This window comes from Crossiella sp. CA198, from assembly GCF_052078295.1.
GTDB lineage: Bacteria > Actinomycetota > Actinomycetes > Mycobacteriales > Pseudonocardiaceae > Crossiella.
Genome location: NZ_JBQJIM010000005.1, coordinates 40,910 through 55,021, shown reverse-complemented (window position 1 = coordinate 55,021; position 14,112 = coordinate 40,910). Strand labels below are relative to the sequence as shown.

16 protein-coding genes are annotated in these 14,112 nt (G+C 70.7%); 11 read left to right on the top strand and 5 right to left on the bottom strand.

Features of this window, described 5'->3' with window-relative positions; genetic code table 11:
- The first annotated feature begins 123 nt into the window (after positions 1-123).
- The 4 genes from ACTOWY_RS09150 to ACTOWY_RS09135 all read left to right on the top strand — a co-directional run bounded on the left by ACTOWY_RS09150 (position 124) and on the right by ACTOWY_RS09135 (position 4,994).
- A complete protein-coding gene (locus ACTOWY_RS09150; protein WP_441309171.1) occupies positions 124-903 on the top strand; it encodes a cytochrome c biogenesis CcdA family protein in 780 nt (259 codons plus the stop codon).
- Positions 904-911: 8 nt separating this feature from the next.
- Positions 912-2,495 carry a cytochrome c biogenesis protein ResB gene (resB, locus tag ACTOWY_RS09145; RefSeq protein ID WP_441309529.1) on the top strand — a complete coding sequence of 528 codons (1,584 nt, stop codon included), beginning with the start codon at positions 912-914 and terminating at the stop codon, positions 2,493-2,495.
- Positions 2,495-3,457, top strand: a complete 963-nt coding sequence (gene ccsB / locus ACTOWY_RS09140) for a c-type cytochrome biogenesis protein CcsB (RefSeq protein WP_441309170.1) — start codon at positions 2,495-2,497, stop codon at positions 3,455-3,457. The genes resB and ccsB overlap by 1 nt, the downstream gene beginning before the upstream one ends.
- Before the next feature lie 97 nt (positions 3,458-3,554).
- Positions 3,555-4,994 carry a MinD/ParA family ATP-binding protein gene (locus ACTOWY_RS09135; protein WP_441309169.1) on the top strand — a complete coding sequence of 480 codons (1,440 nt, stop codon included), beginning with the start codon at positions 3,555-3,557 and terminating at the stop codon, positions 4,992-4,994.
- A 59-nt stretch (positions 4,995-5,053) separates the two neighbouring features.
- Here ACTOWY_RS09135 and ACTOWY_RS09130 read toward each other — a convergent pair whose 3' ends face one another.
- The gene (locus ACTOWY_RS09130; RefSeq protein WP_185011798.1) at positions 5,054-5,251 is read right to left on the bottom strand and encodes a hypothetical protein; all 198 of its coding nucleotides are present in this window, start codon (positions 5,249-5,251) and stop codon (positions 5,054-5,056) included.
- 298 nt (positions 5,252-5,549) lie between these two features.
- Between ACTOWY_RS09130 and ACTOWY_RS09125 the strand changes: the two genes are divergently transcribed.
- On the top strand, positions 5,550-6,521 hold the full coding sequence (locus ACTOWY_RS09125) for a LysR family transcriptional regulator (protein ID WP_441309168.1): 972 nt from the start codon (positions 5,550-5,552) through the stop codon (positions 6,519-6,521).
- A 69-nt stretch (positions 6,522-6,590) separates the two neighbouring features.
- Here the strand turns inward: ACTOWY_RS09125 and ACTOWY_RS09120 are convergent, their stop codons facing one another.
- Entirely contained in the window at positions 6,591-6,806 is a 216-nt protein-coding gene (locus ACTOWY_RS09120) for a BldC family transcriptional regulator (protein WP_185010062.1), read from the bottom strand.
- A gap of 171 nt (positions 6,807-6,977) precedes the next feature.
- On the opposite strand from ACTOWY_RS09120, the gene ACTOWY_RS09115 reads away from it, so the two are divergent.
- The 6 genes from ACTOWY_RS09115 (at position 6,978) to ACTOWY_RS09090 (ending at position 10,623) form a co-directional block, all read left to right on the top strand.
- Positions 6,978-7,469 carry an Lrp/AsnC family transcriptional regulator gene (locus tag ACTOWY_RS09115; RefSeq protein WP_185000585.1) on the top strand — a complete coding sequence of 164 codons (492 nt, stop codon included), beginning with the start codon at positions 6,978-6,980 and terminating at the stop codon, positions 7,467-7,469.
- A gap of 10 nt (positions 7,470-7,479) precedes the next feature.
- Positions 7,480-7,764: a DUF4229 domain-containing protein gene (locus ACTOWY_RS09110; protein ID WP_441309167.1), complete on the top strand. Its 285-nt coding sequence runs from the start codon at positions 7,480-7,482 to the stop codon at positions 7,762-7,764.
- 35 nt (positions 7,765-7,799) lie between these two features.
- Complete coding sequence (locus tag ACTOWY_RS09105) at positions 7,800-8,897, top strand: PLP-dependent cysteine synthase family protein (RefSeq protein WP_441309166.1); 1,098 nt, start codon at positions 7,800-7,802, stop codon at positions 8,895-8,897.
- A gap of 69 nt (positions 8,898-8,966) precedes the next feature.
- Positions 8,967-9,290: a hypothetical protein gene (locus tag ACTOWY_RS09100; protein ID WP_441309165.1), complete on the top strand. Its 324-nt coding sequence runs from the start codon at positions 8,967-8,969 to the stop codon at positions 9,288-9,290.
- Positions 9,290-10,165 carry a hypothetical protein gene (locus ACTOWY_RS09095; RefSeq protein ID WP_441309164.1) on the top strand — a complete coding sequence of 292 codons (876 nt, stop codon included), beginning with the start codon at positions 9,290-9,292 and terminating at the stop codon, positions 10,163-10,165. Before ACTOWY_RS09100 ends, ACTOWY_RS09095 begins: the two co-directional genes overlap by 1 nt.
- Positions 10,162-10,623: a hypothetical protein gene (locus ACTOWY_RS09090; RefSeq protein ID WP_441309163.1), complete on the top strand. Its 462-nt coding sequence runs from the start codon at positions 10,162-10,164 to the stop codon at positions 10,621-10,623. Before ACTOWY_RS09095 ends, ACTOWY_RS09090 begins: the two co-directional genes overlap by 4 nt.
- Here the strand turns inward: ACTOWY_RS09090 and ACTOWY_RS09085 are convergent, their stop codons facing one another.
- The 3 genes from ACTOWY_RS09085 to menE all read right to left on the bottom strand — a co-directional run bounded on the left by ACTOWY_RS09085 (position 10,624) and on the right by menE (position 14,108).
- On the bottom strand, positions 10,624-11,496 hold the full coding sequence (locus ACTOWY_RS09085) for a 1,4-dihydroxy-2-naphthoate polyprenyltransferase (RefSeq protein WP_441309162.1): 873 nt from the start codon (positions 11,494-11,496) through the stop codon (positions 10,624-10,626). It abuts the gene before it with no gap.
- A gap of 71 nt (positions 11,497-11,567) precedes the next feature.
- Positions 11,568-12,788 carry a hypothetical protein gene (locus ACTOWY_RS09080; RefSeq protein WP_441309161.1) on the bottom strand — a complete coding sequence of 407 codons (1,221 nt, stop codon included), beginning with the start codon at positions 12,786-12,788 and terminating at the stop codon, positions 11,568-11,570.
- Positions 12,789-12,935: 147 nt separating this feature from the next.
- Positions 12,936-14,108, bottom strand: a complete 1,173-nt coding sequence (gene menE / locus ACTOWY_RS09075; protein ID WP_441309160.1) for an o-succinylbenzoate--CoA ligase — start codon at positions 14,106-14,108, stop codon at positions 12,936-12,938.
- Positions 14,109-14,112 lie beyond the last annotated feature (4 nt).

Sequence of the window (14,112 nt, the reverse complement as noted above, 5' to 3'; positions counted from 1 at the left end):
TCCGTTTGTCCCAACTGGACAGTGTGTCAAGGGTCATGCGGGCACCCGCCGGAGTGAACCGCCGCGGCCATGGCCGGACCCTGGCAAGCAGGTCCTCGGTCGGGTTACGTACTCTGGCTACTCGTGGACCCCGCCACTCAGCTCGCCATCTCGGGGCCGCTCTTCCTCGCGGCCCTCGTGGCTGTGCTCGCCGGGACGCTGTCCTTCGCCTCCCCGTGCGTGGTGCCGCTGGTCCCCGGTTACCTCTCCTACCTCGCCGGACTCGTCGGCGCGGACCAGCCGCCGATCAACGCCGACGAGGCGGCCGAGGCCCGCCGCGGCCGCTGGCGGGTGGCAGGCGCTGCCCTGCTGTTCGTGGCCGGGTTCACCGTGGTCTTCGCCATCGGCATGCTCGGCGTGCTCGGCCTGGCCGACGCGCTGATCGAGAACGGCCCACTGCTGCAACGCGTCGGCGGGGTGGTCACCATCTTCATGGGCCTGGTCTTCATGGGCCTGGTGCCGATGCTGCAACGCGATGTGCGCTCGCACCACGTGCCGCGGCTGGGCCTGGCGGGCGCGCCGGTGCTGGGCGCGTTGTTCGGACTGGGCTGGGTGCCGTGCATGGGCCCGATGCTCACCGGCGTGGTCACCGTGGCCGCGGGCACCGGCGGCGGCAGCCTGCGCGGGATCGTGCTGATCCTGGCCTACTGCCTCGGCCTCGGCCTGCCGTTCCTGGTGCTCGCGCTCGGCGCGCGCTGGGCGGTGCGGGCCACCGGCTGGCTGCGCGGGCACACCCGCGGCGTGCAGCTCTTCGGCGGCGGGATGCTCGTGCTGGTGGGCGTGCTGCTGGTCACCGGGTTGTGGGGGCAGCTGGTGTCCTGGATCCAGATCAGCCTTGTCGCCGACTTCACCCTGCCGTTGTGAGCGAAGAGATGACCGAGTCCAGCACCCCTCAGCGGCAGGGCCGCGCCGCCGCCGTGCTCGCCTTCGGCCGCAACACCTGGCGCGGGCTGACCAGCATGCGCACCGCGCTGATCCTGCTGTTCCTGCTCGCGGTGGCCGCGCTGCCCGGCGCGCTGCTGCCGCAGTACTCGCTGAACGCGGTCAAGGTCGCCGAGTACGTCAAGCAGTACCCCACCCTCGGCCCGATCCTGGACGACCTCGGCTTCTTCGCCGTGTACGGCTCGCCCTGGTTCGCCTCGATCTACGTGCTGCTGTTCGTCTCGCTGATCGGCTGCCTGCTGCCGCGCACGGTGGAGTACGCCCGCCAGCTGCGTCAGCAGCCGGTGCTGGTGCCGCGCAACCTCTCCCGGATGCCGCATCACGGCAGCACCACCGTGGACGGTTCGGTCGAGCAGGTGCTCGCCGCGACCAAGGGCACCCTGCGTGGCTGGCGCAAGGTCGAGCGCACCGAGGACGAGGGCGTGGCCACGGTCAGCGCCGAACGCGGGTTCACCCGCGAGGCGGGCAACCTGGTCTTCCATTTCGCACTGGTCGCGCTGCTGCTCGGGATGGCGGCAGGCAAGCTGTTCGGCTACGAGGGCCAGGTCATCGTGCTGGCCAACGGCTCCCAGTTCTGCAACTCCGGCATCTACGCCTACGACTCCTTCCGGCCGGGCCTGACCGTGGACGGCACCGAGCTGAACCCGTTCTGCGTGCGGGTGGACAGCATGGAGAGCCGCTACTTCGACGACCTGCAGCCCGATGTGTACCGGGCCAAGGTCGCCTACCAGGACGCGCACGAGCTGTCCGGCACGAACTGGCGCACCGCCGAGCTGGAGGTCAACTCCCCGGTGCGCCTCTCCGGCGACCGGGTCTACCTGCTCGGCACCGGCTACGCGCCCCGCTTCGTGGTGACCTTCCCCGGCGGCGAGCAGCGCACCGGGCTGGTGCAGTGGAAGCCGATGGACATGGTCACCCTGCTGTCGGAGGGCGCGACCAAGTTCGACCCGCCGGGGGTCACCGACTCCGAGGAACGGCGCAAGAAGCAGCTCGCGATCACCGGATTGTTCGCGCCCACCGCCGGCTACCACGGCTCGGTGCTCACCTCGATCTTCCCGGCGGCCAGCGATCCGGCGGTGGCGGTGGACATCTACCGCGGCGACCTGGGCAACGAGTCCGGCCGCGGCCAGTCCATCTTCGAGATCGACAAGTCCATGGTGGACTCCGGCAGGCTGACCAAGGTGCTGCGCAAGAACCTCGCCCTTGGCGAGGAGGCCACCCTCGACGACGGCACCAAGGTCCGCTTCGACGGGGTCGAGCAGTGGGTCTCGCTGCAGGTCTCCTCGGACCCGGCCCAGTTCGCGGTGCTGCTGGCCGGGCTGGCGGTGCTGGTCGGACTCGCGTTGTCGCTGATCATCAAGCGGCGGCGGCTGTGGGTCCGGCTGAGCCCGGCCGGAGATGGTCGTACTTTGATTGAGGTCGGTGGGCTCGCGCGTACTGACCAGGCCGGGTACGGCGAGGAGTTCACCAGAGTGGCCACCGAGCTGTTCGCGGCACGTGGAAAGGACAAGTGATGGCGGTCAACGAGACCCTGTCCACCTACAGCGACTGGTCCTACGCCAGTGGCCTGGCCGTGTACGTGCTGGCCATGGGCGCCTACGCCGCGGAGTACGCCTTCGGGCGCAAGCCGGAGCGGGCCGAGGCTGGTCAGCTGGTCGGGGCGGGCGCGCCGGTCGTGCCAGAGCCGCCGCGGCCGGGTGTGATCATGGAGTCGCCGCGGGCCACCGTGCCCGAGCGGGCAGGCCGGATCGCCGTGCTGCTGACCGGGCTGGGCGCGGTGTTCCACTTCGCCTCGCTGCTGCTGCGCGGGTTCGCCACCGGCCGGATGCCGCTGGGCAACATGTACGAGTACGTCTCCGCGGTGGCCCTGGTCGGCGTGGTGGCCTGGCTGGTGTTGCTGCGCAGGCACAACATCCGCAGGCTCGGGCTGTTCGTGTTGCTGCCACTGGTGATCCTGCTGTTCCTGGCCTGGGCGGTGCTGTACGCCAAGGCCGCGCCGCTGGTGCCCGCGCTGCGCTCGTACTGGATCGTCATCCACGTCTCGGTGATCGTCATCGGCAGCGGGCTGCTGATCCTGCCCGGCGTGACCAGCATGCTGTACCTGGTGCGCAAGGCCAACGACGCCAACCCGGCCCGCTTCGCGCGGGTCGCCACCAAGCTGCCAGGGGCCGACACCCTGGACCTGATCTCCTATCGGGTGACGGTGTTCGCCTTCCCGTTGCTCACCTTCGGCATCATCGCCGGGGCGATCTGGGCCGAATCCGCCTGGGGCCGCTACTGGGGCTGGGACCCGAAGGAGACCGTCGCGTTCGTCTCCTGGGTGGTCTACGCCGCCTACCTGCACGCCAGGGCCACCGCCGGCTGGCGCGGCAAGCCCGCCGCCTGGATCAACATCTTCGGCTGGGCCACCGTGGTGTTCAACCTGTTCTTCATCAACATGGTGGTGGCAGGCCTGCACTCCTACGCGGGAGTCTGACCCGACACACCGCCACCCCGGCTCGCACGCTCCCGGCCCTGGCGGCTACCGTCGCAGGAGTTGACAAACGCGACGCCGGCGATGGAGGACTCCAACGGTGACCGGACGGTACGAGGAGCCCGAGACCCAGAACGTCCAGTGGGTGCCGCCGGAAAAACAGCAGCAGGGCCAGCACGCGCAACAGCAGGAACCGCTGTACGTGGACCCGTCCACCTCCGGCGCCTACCAGGTGGGCGGCGGTCAGTCTGGCCCGTACCGGGTGGACCCGTCCACCTCCGGCCCGAACCAGGTCGGCGGCGGCCCGTCCGGCGCGTACCAGGTCGGTGGCGGCGCCTCCGGCCCGTACCCGGTCAGCGGTGGCCAGTCCGGTCCGTACTCCGTCGGCGGCGGACCCTCCGGTCCCTACCCGGTCAGCGGTGGCCCTTCCGGCCCGCACCAGGTCGACCCGAACTCCTCGGGCGCCTACTACGTCGAGCAGACCGCCTCCGGCCCGCAGCCGCAGCAGGCATACCAGCCCCAGCAGCAGTACCAGCCGCAGCAGGCCCCGCCGCCCGGCTACCCGCAGCAGGCGCAGGCCCAGCCGCGCCCGCAGCATCCCGGCCAGCAGGACCTGTCCTCCCAGCAGCTGCTCCGGCAGACCAAGCGGCCGCCCTCGGCAGGCTGGCGGCGCGCGGTCTACAAGGCCTCCGGCCACCTGCTCAACCTCGGTGAGAGCCCGGCCGACATCCAGCGCCGGGACCTGATCACCCGGGTCAACCAGCCGGTGCACGGCTGCTACAAGATCGCCATGCTGAGCCTCAAGGGCGGGGTCGGCAAGACCACCACCACGGCCAGCCTCGGCTCCACCTTCTCCTCGCTGCGCGGGGACCGGGTGGTCGCGGTGGACGCCAACCCCGACCGCGGCACCCTGGCGCAGAAGATCCCCCTGGAGACCACCGCCACCGTGCGGCACCTGCTCAGGGACGCGCAGCGGATCCGCCGCTACAGCGATGTGCGCGCCTACACCTCCCAGGGCCCCAGCCGCCTTGAGGTGCTGGCCAGCGAGCAGGACCCGGCGGTGTCCGAGGCGTTCAGCGAGGACGACTACCGCCGCACGGTCGCGCTGCTCGAGGTCTTCTACAACATCGTGCTCACCGACTGCGGCACCGGCCTGATGCACTCCGCGATGAAGGGCGTGCTGGAACTGGCCGACTCGCTGGTGATCGTCTCCTCCGGTTCGGTGGACGGCGCCCGCAGCGCCTCGGCCACCCTGGACTGGCTGGACGCGCACGGCTACCGCGAACTGGTCTCCCGCTCGGTGGCCGTGATCAACTCGGTCCGGCCCGGCTCCGGCAAGGTCGATCTCGACCGGCTCAGCGAGCACTTCGCGGCCCGCTGCCGCGCGGTCTGCCGGATCCCGTTCGACCCGCACCTGGAAGAGGGCGCGGAGATCGAGCTGGAACGCCTCGCGCCGAACACCCGGATCGCCATGCTGGAACTGGCCGCCACGGTGGCCGATGACTTCCCGCACGCGGTCGCCCGCTCCCGGGCCCGCTGATCCTGCGCACCCGTTGACCCGCGCCGGGGCGGCTGGCAGTCGCCCCGGCTGGTCTCACCTCATTCGTCGGTGTCCTTGCGCTTCTGGTCCCGGCGGTTCTCATCCAGCCTGCGCAGGAAGTCCGGGTCGTCATCCGGAGCGAGCGGACCACCCGCCGCGCGGTAGCTGCGCGGGCGCTTCTCCGGACCGAAGGCCCGCCACATCAGCGCGCCAACGGTGACCGCCCCGATGACCGCGAGCAGGTACAGGTACAGCAACGCTGCCTCCTCTCACCTCTGGCTCCGATCACAAGCCCACTCCGAGGTTAACCGAAGGCGGCGAGGAGGGGTTGGCGGCGAAAGAGCGTCGTAAGGACAAGAAGAAGACCCCGGTGAGGCCGGCGGATCGCCCTTAGTGATCCAACCGGCCCCGCCGGGGTCCTGCGGCAGGGGCGCCGTGAGTTCCAGGCCACCTTGGTTCCCAGGCTGCTCTTGAGGTTCTGCCTGCCGCTGTGACTCCACCTTGGCAGCCCGGAATGACCTTGCACACATCCCGGCTGGCCATAGCATGCGGGTTATGGAACTGGAGGTCCGTCACCTCCGGGTGCTGCTCGCCGTCGCCGATGCCGGCAGTGTCTCGAAGGCCGCCGCCACCCTCGGGCTGTCCCAGCCGAGTCTGTCCGCCCAGCTCAGGCGGATCGAGACCAGCATGGGCGCGCCGCTGTTCGACCGCTCGGCCGAGGGTGTGCAACCCACCGCGGTCGGCCGGTTCGTGCTGGCCAAGGCGCGCACCGTGCTGGCCGAACTGGACGAGCTGCGCTCATGGGCCGGGAAGGCGGGCAGTGCGGCCGGGGTGACCAAGGTCCAGGTGGGCAGTGTGCCCGGACCGATCGCCGCCCGGCTCGCGCTGTCATTGCAACGTCTTTACCCAGGCGAGATCGAGGTGCACAGCCTGGCTGAGCAATCCTCCTTCGCCATGCTGGGCCTGCTCGGCGGGCGGCGGATGGATGTGGCCGTGGTGGAGGAGTTCAGCGGCCACGATCTGCCCTCGGTGGCCGGGGTGCGCCGGGCTCCGCTGGTGGCGGTGGAACCGGTCTTCGTCGCGCTGGCCGAAACCCACTCGCTGGCCGGTGAGGCCGTGATCGACCTGGCCGATCTGGCCAAGGAGCCCTGGATCGTGGACCCGCTGATGGACTCCGGCGAGACCGCGCACCTGCGCCGACGCTGCCAGGAGGCCGGATTCGAGCCGCTGATCAGGCACCACGCCACCGAGACCAGCGCGGCCCGCGGCGCGGTCTCCAGCGGCCTGTGCGTGAGCCTGGCCCAGGCCACCGCCAGGGAAGGGCTCGGCCTGGTGATCCGGCCACTGCGCGGCGACCCGCTGGTGCGGCGGCTGGACGTGGCCTGGAGCGAGACCGGCCCGGTGGACGAGCCGCTGGCGCGGGAGGCCGCGGTGGACGCCTACCTGGGCCTGGTGGGGGCCAACCCGAGCTATGCCGCGTGGTGGGCGGCGCACCCCGAGGTGCACCCGAAAGGTAAAGAGAGCTAAAAGCCGATCGGCGAGAACGGGCCGTTTCCGGCCGTTCTCGCCGAGGTGATCCTGGTCACCGATGGCGGCTCAGCCCAGTGCTGGTCCCGGCGTGGTGAGTTCCGCCAGCAGCGCGTTGACCTCGGACTCCCGGAAACGACGGTGGCCGCCAGGGGTGCGGATCGAACCGATGCGGCCTGCGGTGGCCCATCGGGTCACGGTCTTGGGGTCCACCCGGAACAGACCGGCGACCTCACCTGGCGTAAGCAGACGCTCCGCTCCCGCGGGACGGGGCGCCGGACGCATGGTGGTCACTTTTCCCTCCTCACCACGGGCCCGAGATCCTCGGGTCCGTACTCGGAAGAATGGTGGCATTTCACCCGTCAGGTACTCGAACGTTTGTCTGTAGGTAATGGGCAGGTAAGGGACGAATCGGTCACTCGAACGGCCCATCATGGGAGCACATAGGGTTTGCTGATGGATCTCGTGGATCGGCAGATCATCGCGGCGCTTCGGGCCAACGGGCGGGCGACCTACGCCGACCTGGGCCGACAGGTGGGGCTGTCCGCCTCGGCGGTGCACGAGCGGGTGGGCAAGCTGGAGAACTCCGGCGTCATCACCGGTTATCACGCCATGGTGGACCCGATGGCGGTCGGCCTCGGCGTGACCGCGCTGGTCGGCATCCACCCCTCCGACACCGGTGACGAGGACCGGATCGCGGCCAGCCTGGCCGCCCTGCCCGAGGTCGAGTCCTGCTACGCGGTGGCGGGCGATGAGGCGTTCGTGGTCAAGATCCGGGTGTCCACCGTGGACGATCTGGAGCGTTCGCTGGTCCGGCTGCGCCGCATCGACGGGGTGGCCCGCACCCGGACCACGGTGGTGCTCAGCACCCGGTTCGAGGGCAGGCCGAACACCCCGGGCTCCATCGCCGACCCGCCACCCGGCGACAGCCCGAACCGCGGCGCGTAGCCTCACTCCCGTGGAGGTCACCGACACGCCGGACACCAACGGCACCCTGAACCGAGACCTGGCGCTCTACACCGTCGCCCGCCTCGGCCTGGTCGTCCTGTTCGCCGCGATCCTGGCCGCCGTCGGCGTGCCGCTGCTGGTCGCCATGGCGGTCGCCTTCGTGACCGCGCTGCCGCTGTCCTTCGTGCTCTTCGCCGGCCTGCGCCAGCGGGTGGCCAAGGGCCTGGCCGCACGTGGTGAGCAGCGCAAGGACGAGCGCGCCCGGCTGCGCGCCCAGCTCCGCGGCGAGGGCTGACCCAGCCGTTCACCATGGCCGCTTAAGCTGCGGGCATGGCCGTGGTGGATCGTTGTTGTGACAAGACCCGGAGCTGGGTCAACGAGGCAGTCCGGATCATCGAGGCGGACGCCAACCGCAGTGCGGACACCCATCTGCTCGCCTACCCGCTGCCGCCGGAGTGGGGCATCGACCTCTACCTCAAGGACGAGTCCACCCACCCCACCGGCTCGCTCAAGCACCGGCTGGCCCGGTCGCTGTTCCTCTACGCCATCTGCAACGGCTGGGTGGTCGGCGGCACCCCGGTGATCGAGGCGTCCTCCGGCTCCACCGCGGTCTCCGAGGCCTACTTCGCCCGGCTGCTCGGCCTGCCCTTCATCGCGGTCATGCCGCGGTCCACCTCGGCGGAGAAGATCGCGCTGATCGAGCGGGAGGGCGGGCGCTGCCACTTCGTCGACTCGCCGGGTGCGATCTACGACGAGTCGCGCAGGCTGGCCGCGGAGCTGGATGGGCACTTCATGGACCAGTTCACCCACGCCGAGCGGGCCACCGACTGGCGCGGCAACAACAACATCGCCGAGTCGATCTTCGAGCAGATGCGGCTGGAGCGGCACCCGGAGCCGGAGTGGGTGGTGGTCGGCGCCGGCACCGGCGGCACCGGGGCGACCATCGGGCGGTACGTGCGCTACCGGCAGCTGCGCACCAGGCTGGCCGTGGTGGACCCGGAGTTCTCCGTCTTCTACGACGCCTGGCGGGACAGCGATCCGGAGCTGACCGGGATGCGTGGCTCCCGGATCGAGGGCATCGGCAGGCCCAGGGTGGAGCCCTCCTTCGTCGGGCAGGTCATCGACCGGATGATCAAGGTGCCGGACGCGGCCTCGATCGCGGTGATCCGGCACGCCGAGGAGCTGCTCGGGCGGCGGGTCGGCGGGTCGACCGGCACCAACCTGTGGGGTGCTTTCCAGCTGGTGGCCGAGATGCGTGCGCAGGGCAGGGCGGGCAGCGTGGTCACGCTGCTGTGCGACGGCGGCGAGCGGTACGCGCCGACCTACTACAACGACGAGTGGCTGGCCGCCCAGGAACTCGACCTGACCGGGCCGAGGGCGCGGGTGGCCGAGTTCCACCGCACCGGTGAGTGGGCCGTCCGCGACTGATCGGGAACCCTCGGTAGCCTCGCGCCGTCCAACGGCGGTCAGTGACGGCGCGCATCGGGGGTCCAGCACATGGTCCAGCGGCACAACACCGAGGAGCTGAAGGCCTACGCGGCCTACCTCGGCACCGTGGCCGGTCAGTTCGACCAGGTCAAGAACTACCTGCACCAGCACGGTTGCGACAAGAGCGGCTTCACCGGCCTGCTCACCATCCTGCAGCCGGGCGTGGACCTGGTCCGCGGCGCCTACGACCTGGCGCTGGACTTCGGGCAGGACCGGATGCACGGTTCGGCCGAGCGGATGGCCCAGATCGCGGCGGGCTATGAGCGCACCGACCGGCAGGTCGCGCAGGCCTTCGTCCGGATCAACGACCAGCTCGGGCAGGTGCAGGTCTGATGGCCACCGGGTACGCGGACAAGACCGACCTGGGCAGCGTGCTCAAGGCGCCAGAGGACACCTCGGGCGCCAAGATCGAGGAGCTGATCAAGGAGCAGGGCTGGCAGGTGCAGGCCGTGGACTGGGCCTTCACCAAGGTCACCGGCGAGAGCATCGTGCAGAAGGTGATCATGCCGATCACCGGGGACTACACCCGCATCCAGATGAACGGCGACGCCTGGCGCACCGGGGCCGAGGCGATGGACGTCATGTCCGCCAACCTCAACGCGGGCGTGGACCAGGTCCGGGAGTCCTGGGAAGGCACGGCCGCGCTCGCGCACGAGGTGTTCGTCAAGGCGGTGTGGAAGGCGGGGCTGCTGGCCGAGGCCCAGGTCGCCAAGCTGATCGCCAAGGGCTTCGACAAGGTCGCCGAGGGCGCCAAGAAGCTCTGCCAGAAGGCCCTGGACCTGATCAAGTTCCTGGTCAACAAGCTGATTGACGCGATCAAGAAGGCGTGGATCCCGGCCTACGGCTGGATCAAGGCGGCCGAGCTGGTCTGGGACGCCTACCAGATCTACCGCAAGATCATGGACATCGTCGAGGCGGTGAAGCGGATCATCGAGACCGCCAAGCAGCTGCACGACACGATCTCCCAGGTGCCCTCGCAACTCGGCAAGATCAAGGACGTGCGCAGCGTCGAGGACGCGATCGAGGTCGGCAAGGACCTCAAGCAGAGCGCCACCGACATCAAGGACGGCGCCACCAGCATCCGCGATGACGCTCGCGGCATCGGCGATTCGGCCAAGGAAGCCCGCGCGGCCGGGCGGGAGACCGGCAAGGACGCCAAGGATCTCAACGACCACCTGCGGAAACCGGCTGGAGCGACCCCGCGATGAGCATTCCCGACCAGGACTGGCGCACCCCGGAGGTCCGGCGGGCCGAGGCCGAGCTGGACGCCTCGATGGATGCCATGGAGGAGGTGCTGCGCTCGGCCCAGGAACTGCAGGACAGCCTGCGCCCGGCCGAGATCGCCGCCACCGAGGAGGACATCCGGGCGATCGAGCGCGAGGCCGCCAAACCGGACGCGCCAGCCGAACTGCGCGCGCTGCGGGCCAAGGTCGAGGCGGGTGACCTCAGCTGGCGGGACGTGCTGGAGGGCCGGGCCTACGACGATCCGGAGGTGCGCGCCGCGCTGGAGCCCAATCTGGGCCGGATGGGCACGACCTACCAGCTCTTCCAGGACGGCCACACCCTGGATGAGGTGCTGGAGGCGCACCGCCAGTCCCAGCGCCGGAACAACGACGATGACGATGACGGCGGCGAGAACATCGTGCTGCGGCACGACTCCTGGTGATCAGCCGAGCGTGAGCCCGATCCCGGTGCCAAGGGACCACACCAGCATGGCCAGTGCGGTGTCCTTGAGCACCGGGATCAGCTTCATCCCGGTGTCGCCGCGCAGCACCCGGCGCAGCGAGAAGAACACCAGCGGCGCGGCCAGGAAGCCGAGCAGCGCCCACGGCTGCCGGAAGCCGACCAGCGTGGTCAGCAGGAACGGCACCACCACCAGCGCCGTGTAGAGCCCTCGGGTGTCCCGGTCGCCGAGCAGCACGGCCAGGGTGCGCTTGCCGGTCTCCCGGTCCGAGGGGATGTCCCGCAGGTTGTTCGAGACCAGCACCGAGGCGGAGAACAGGCCCGCGCCCACCGCGCCGCCGATGCCCGCGCCGCTGATCTCGCCGGCCTGGATGTAGAGCGTGCCGAGCACCGCGACCGGCCCGAAGAAGAGGAACACCGCGATCTCGCCCATGGCCGCGTAGCCGTAGGGGCGCTTGCCGCCGGTGTAGAACCAGGCCGCCGCGATGCAGATCGCGCCGACCGGGATGAACCACCAGTGGCCCGAGGTCACCGCGATCGCCAGGCCGGTGACCGCGGCCAGGCCGAAACAGGCCAGCGCCGCGCGCAGCACCGTTTTCGGCTGCGCCGCGCCGGAGCCGACCAGTCGCAGCGGGCCGACCCGGTTGTCGTCGGTGCCGCGGATGCCGTCGGAGTAGTCGTTGGCGAAGTTCACCCCGATCACCAGGCTCAGCGCCACCAGCAGGCAGAGTCCGGCCTGCAAGGCGTTGAACCCGTCCACCGCGTACGCGGCCCCGGTGCCGACCACCACCGGCGCGACCGCGTTCGGCAGGGTCCGCAGACGAGCACCTTCAACCCACTGGGCGACTGTCGGCATGCCGCCATCCTGCAACACGACCGGCGGGGAACGCGTGCCCGCCCCCGCGCGGGCGGGCACGCGTCGGCCGGTCAGCAGCGACCGACCGTGCCCACCCCGGCGATATACGCCTTGGCCACGAACTTCCCGGCGCTGATCCGGAACCAGACATTGCTGGTGCCCTGGGTCCCGGTCACGTTCTCCCCGGTCACCTGGCACTCCACCTTGACCCTGGCGAAGTTGGCGGCCAACCCGACCTGCGCGTTGGCCGAACTCGCGCCGGTGCGCACGTTAAGCGTGTCGCCCGCGGTGCGGACAGTGCCGAAGGTCCCGCCGCCGGTCCACAGGTACTCCACGGTCACCCAGGAGTTGTCGGTGAGCTTGAGCCCGTCCCAGAAGGTGCCGTCGGCCAGGTCGATCCCGGCCGGGTTGGCCACGGTCCGACCGAAGCCGTCCTTGCCGCCGTTGTAGCCGTCCTGGTAGGCGGCCTGGGCCTGCGGCTTGCCCTGCGGCAGGTTCTTCCACATCTCCCTGGTGGCCGAGGGGTTCCAGTAGTCGTCCTTGATGTTCCACGGACCCACGTCCCACACCGGCGCCCACTCGCAGCGCCCGTTGGCCGCGCACACCTTCACGCTGTAGGTGCCGGTGCCCTTGCTGGCCAGCCCGCGCCGGGAGGGCAGCGCGACGAAGTGGTCCCTGGCCACGATCACGTGCCCGTTCGCGGTGGTGCCGCCGACCAGGCCCTCCCTGGTGGCGAACACCCGGTAGCTCAGGCCCGCCACGCCCTGGGCGGACGGCGCGCTCGGTGCGAGGTCGGCGTTGAGGGTGAGCGCGGTGAGTTTCGGGGTCTGGCCCTTGGGCGCGGTGAGCGCCACCCGGATCTGGATCACCTTGGCGGGCGCGGAGATCACCGCCGGTTCACCGGGCTTGGCCTCGGCCCATTCGGTCCACTCGTCCTCGCCAAGCTGGCCGCGGACGTCGATGGCCAGTTCGGTGCCTGCCGGGACCTCGCTGCGGACGGCGGCCGCGACGCGGTTGACCGGCTGGTCGAGCTGGTGCGGGGTGAGCTGGAGGAAACCGGTGGCCAGGCCGGTGCGGGCACTGGCGTGTTCGGCCGCGGTGCCGCCCAGGGTGACCGCGCCGCCGGTGCTGCGGACGTTGCTGTCGTCCTCGTCGATGACGGTCAGATCAGGAGTCCAGGTCGGTGGTCCGGTGGGGGTGCCGACGGCGGGGGTGCTGAGCAGGGCGAGCAGGGCAATCGTTGGCATTGCGAGGCCGAGTAATCGGGTGCCGGCCTTGTTCGGGGCGCGCATGATCGCTCCGTTCCCCGGAGCACGCGGAGCGGATCAACCGCAGCAGGGGCCGCATGTCCGGATCGCTCGAACAGGGAAACCGGCTCTGCGGTGATCTGTCAACGAATCACATGAACTAGTTGAAATTTGGTAACCAGTTTGGAGTAGTCAGTCGTCCTCGGCCAGGAGTTCGGCCACCGCGCGCCGGTCCACCTTGCCCGGTCCGCGCAGCGGCAGTTCGGGCAGGAACAGCACCCGGCGCGGCGCGCAGGCCCGCCCGGCGACACTCCGGACGGCCTCGCGGAGCTGCTCCGCGGCCGGCGGCGCGGTCCACTCGGCAGGCACCACCACGGCCGCGACCGCCTGGCCCCACTCCGGATCCGGCACGCCGACCACGCAGGCCTCCCGCACGCCTGGGCAGTCGGTGAGCGCGCGCTCGACCAGCGCGGGTGGCACCTTCTCGCCACCGGTGATGATCACGTCATCGGCCCGGCCGAGGATCTCCAGCCGCCCGTCCGCGGTGAACCGGCCCAGGTCACCGGTGCGGAACCAGCCCTCGGTGAAGACCGCCGCGGTGGCTTCTGGTGCCAGCCGATAGCCCCTGGCCAGCATCGGCCCGCCCAGTTCCACCGCGCCGCCCTGGCCCAGCCGGACCCGCGCCCCGGTCAGCGGCCGCCCGTCGTATACGCAGCCGCCCGCGGTCTCGCTCATGCCGTAGGTGGTGCTCACCGCCACCCCGGCGTCCCTGGCCGCCCGCAACAGGGCCGGGGGAGTGGCCGCGCCGCCGACGATCACCGCGGCGAACTCGCGCAGCGCGGCGAGTCCGGAACCGGCCTCGGCGATCAGCCGGGAGAGCTGGGTCGGCACCAGTGCGGTGTAGGCCCGTCCGGCCGCGAGCACCGGCCCGGCCGCGGCGGCGAAGGTTTCCGGCCGGAAGCCGGTCGCCGAGTCGAGCACGCAGGGGTCGAAACCGGCCAGTAGCGACCGGGTGAGCACCTGGATCCCGGCGATGTGGTGCACCGGCAGCGCGAGCAGCCAGTGGCCTGGACCGCCCAGCCGTTCGTGCGTGGCCGCGGCCGAAGCACGCAGCGCGGCCTCGGTCAGCAGCACGCCCTTGGGGGTCCCGGTGGAACCGGAGGTGGGCACGATCAGTGCCACATCGAGGTCTTGCTCACCCTGCCCCGGGCGCAGCGCGGCGGCCACCCGTTCGCCGGCCAAGCCCGGGGCCAGCGGCAACAGCGCTGGACCGCCTTCCAGCGCGGCGCGCAGGGCGTGGTGAGCATCACGTGCACAAGCCACGCTGTTGTCGCAGGTCAGGGTCAGAATCGGACGGGGGCGCATCAGG

What these genes read in the sequence shown, in the direction of transcription:
- resB (WP_441309529.1), top strand. Translation starts at nt 912, where the DNA reads ATGACCGAGTCCAGCACCCCTCAGCGGCAGGGCCGCGCCGCCGCCGTG.
- ccsB (WP_441309170.1), top strand. Translation starts at nt 2,495, where the DNA reads ATGGCGGTCAACGAGACCCTGTCCACCTACAGCGACTGGTCCTACGCC.
- ACTOWY_RS09125 (WP_441309168.1), top strand. Translation starts at nt 5,550, where the DNA reads ATGGAACTGGAGGTCCGTCACCTCCGGGTGCTGCTCGCCGTCGCCGAT.
- ACTOWY_RS09120 (WP_185010062.1), bottom strand. Translation starts at nt 6,806, where the DNA reads ATGCGTCCGGCGCCCCGTCCCGCGGGAGCGGAGCGTCTGCTTACGCCA.
- ACTOWY_RS09115 (WP_185000585.1), top strand. Translation starts at nt 6,978, where the DNA reads ATGGATCTCGTGGATCGGCAGATCATCGCGGCGCTTCGGGCCAACGGG.
- ACTOWY_RS09105 (WP_441309166.1), top strand. Translation starts at nt 7,800, where the DNA reads ATGGCCGTGGTGGATCGTTGTTGTGACAAGACCCGGAGCTGGGTCAAC.
- ACTOWY_RS09100 (WP_441309165.1), top strand. Translation starts at nt 8,967, where the DNA reads ATGGTCCAGCGGCACAACACCGAGGAGCTGAAGGCCTACGCGGCCTAC.
- ACTOWY_RS09095 (WP_441309164.1), top strand. Translation starts at nt 9,290, where the DNA reads ATGGCCACCGGGTACGCGGACAAGACCGACCTGGGCAGCGTGCTCAAG.
- ACTOWY_RS09090 (WP_441309163.1), top strand. Translation starts at nt 10,162, where the DNA reads ATGAGCATTCCCGACCAGGACTGGCGCACCCCGGAGGTCCGGCGGGCC.
- ACTOWY_RS09085 (WP_441309162.1), bottom strand. Translation starts at nt 11,496, where the DNA reads ATGCCGACAGTCGCCCAGTGGGTTGAAGGTGCTCGTCTGCGGACCCTG.
- ACTOWY_RS09080 (WP_441309161.1), bottom strand. Translation starts at nt 12,788, where the DNA reads ATGCGCGCCCCGAACAAGGCCGGCACCCGATTACTCGGCCTCGCAATG.
- menE (WP_441309160.1), bottom strand. Translation starts at nt 14,108, where the DNA reads ATGCGCCCCCGTCCGATTCTGACCCTGACCTGCGACAACAGCGTGGCT.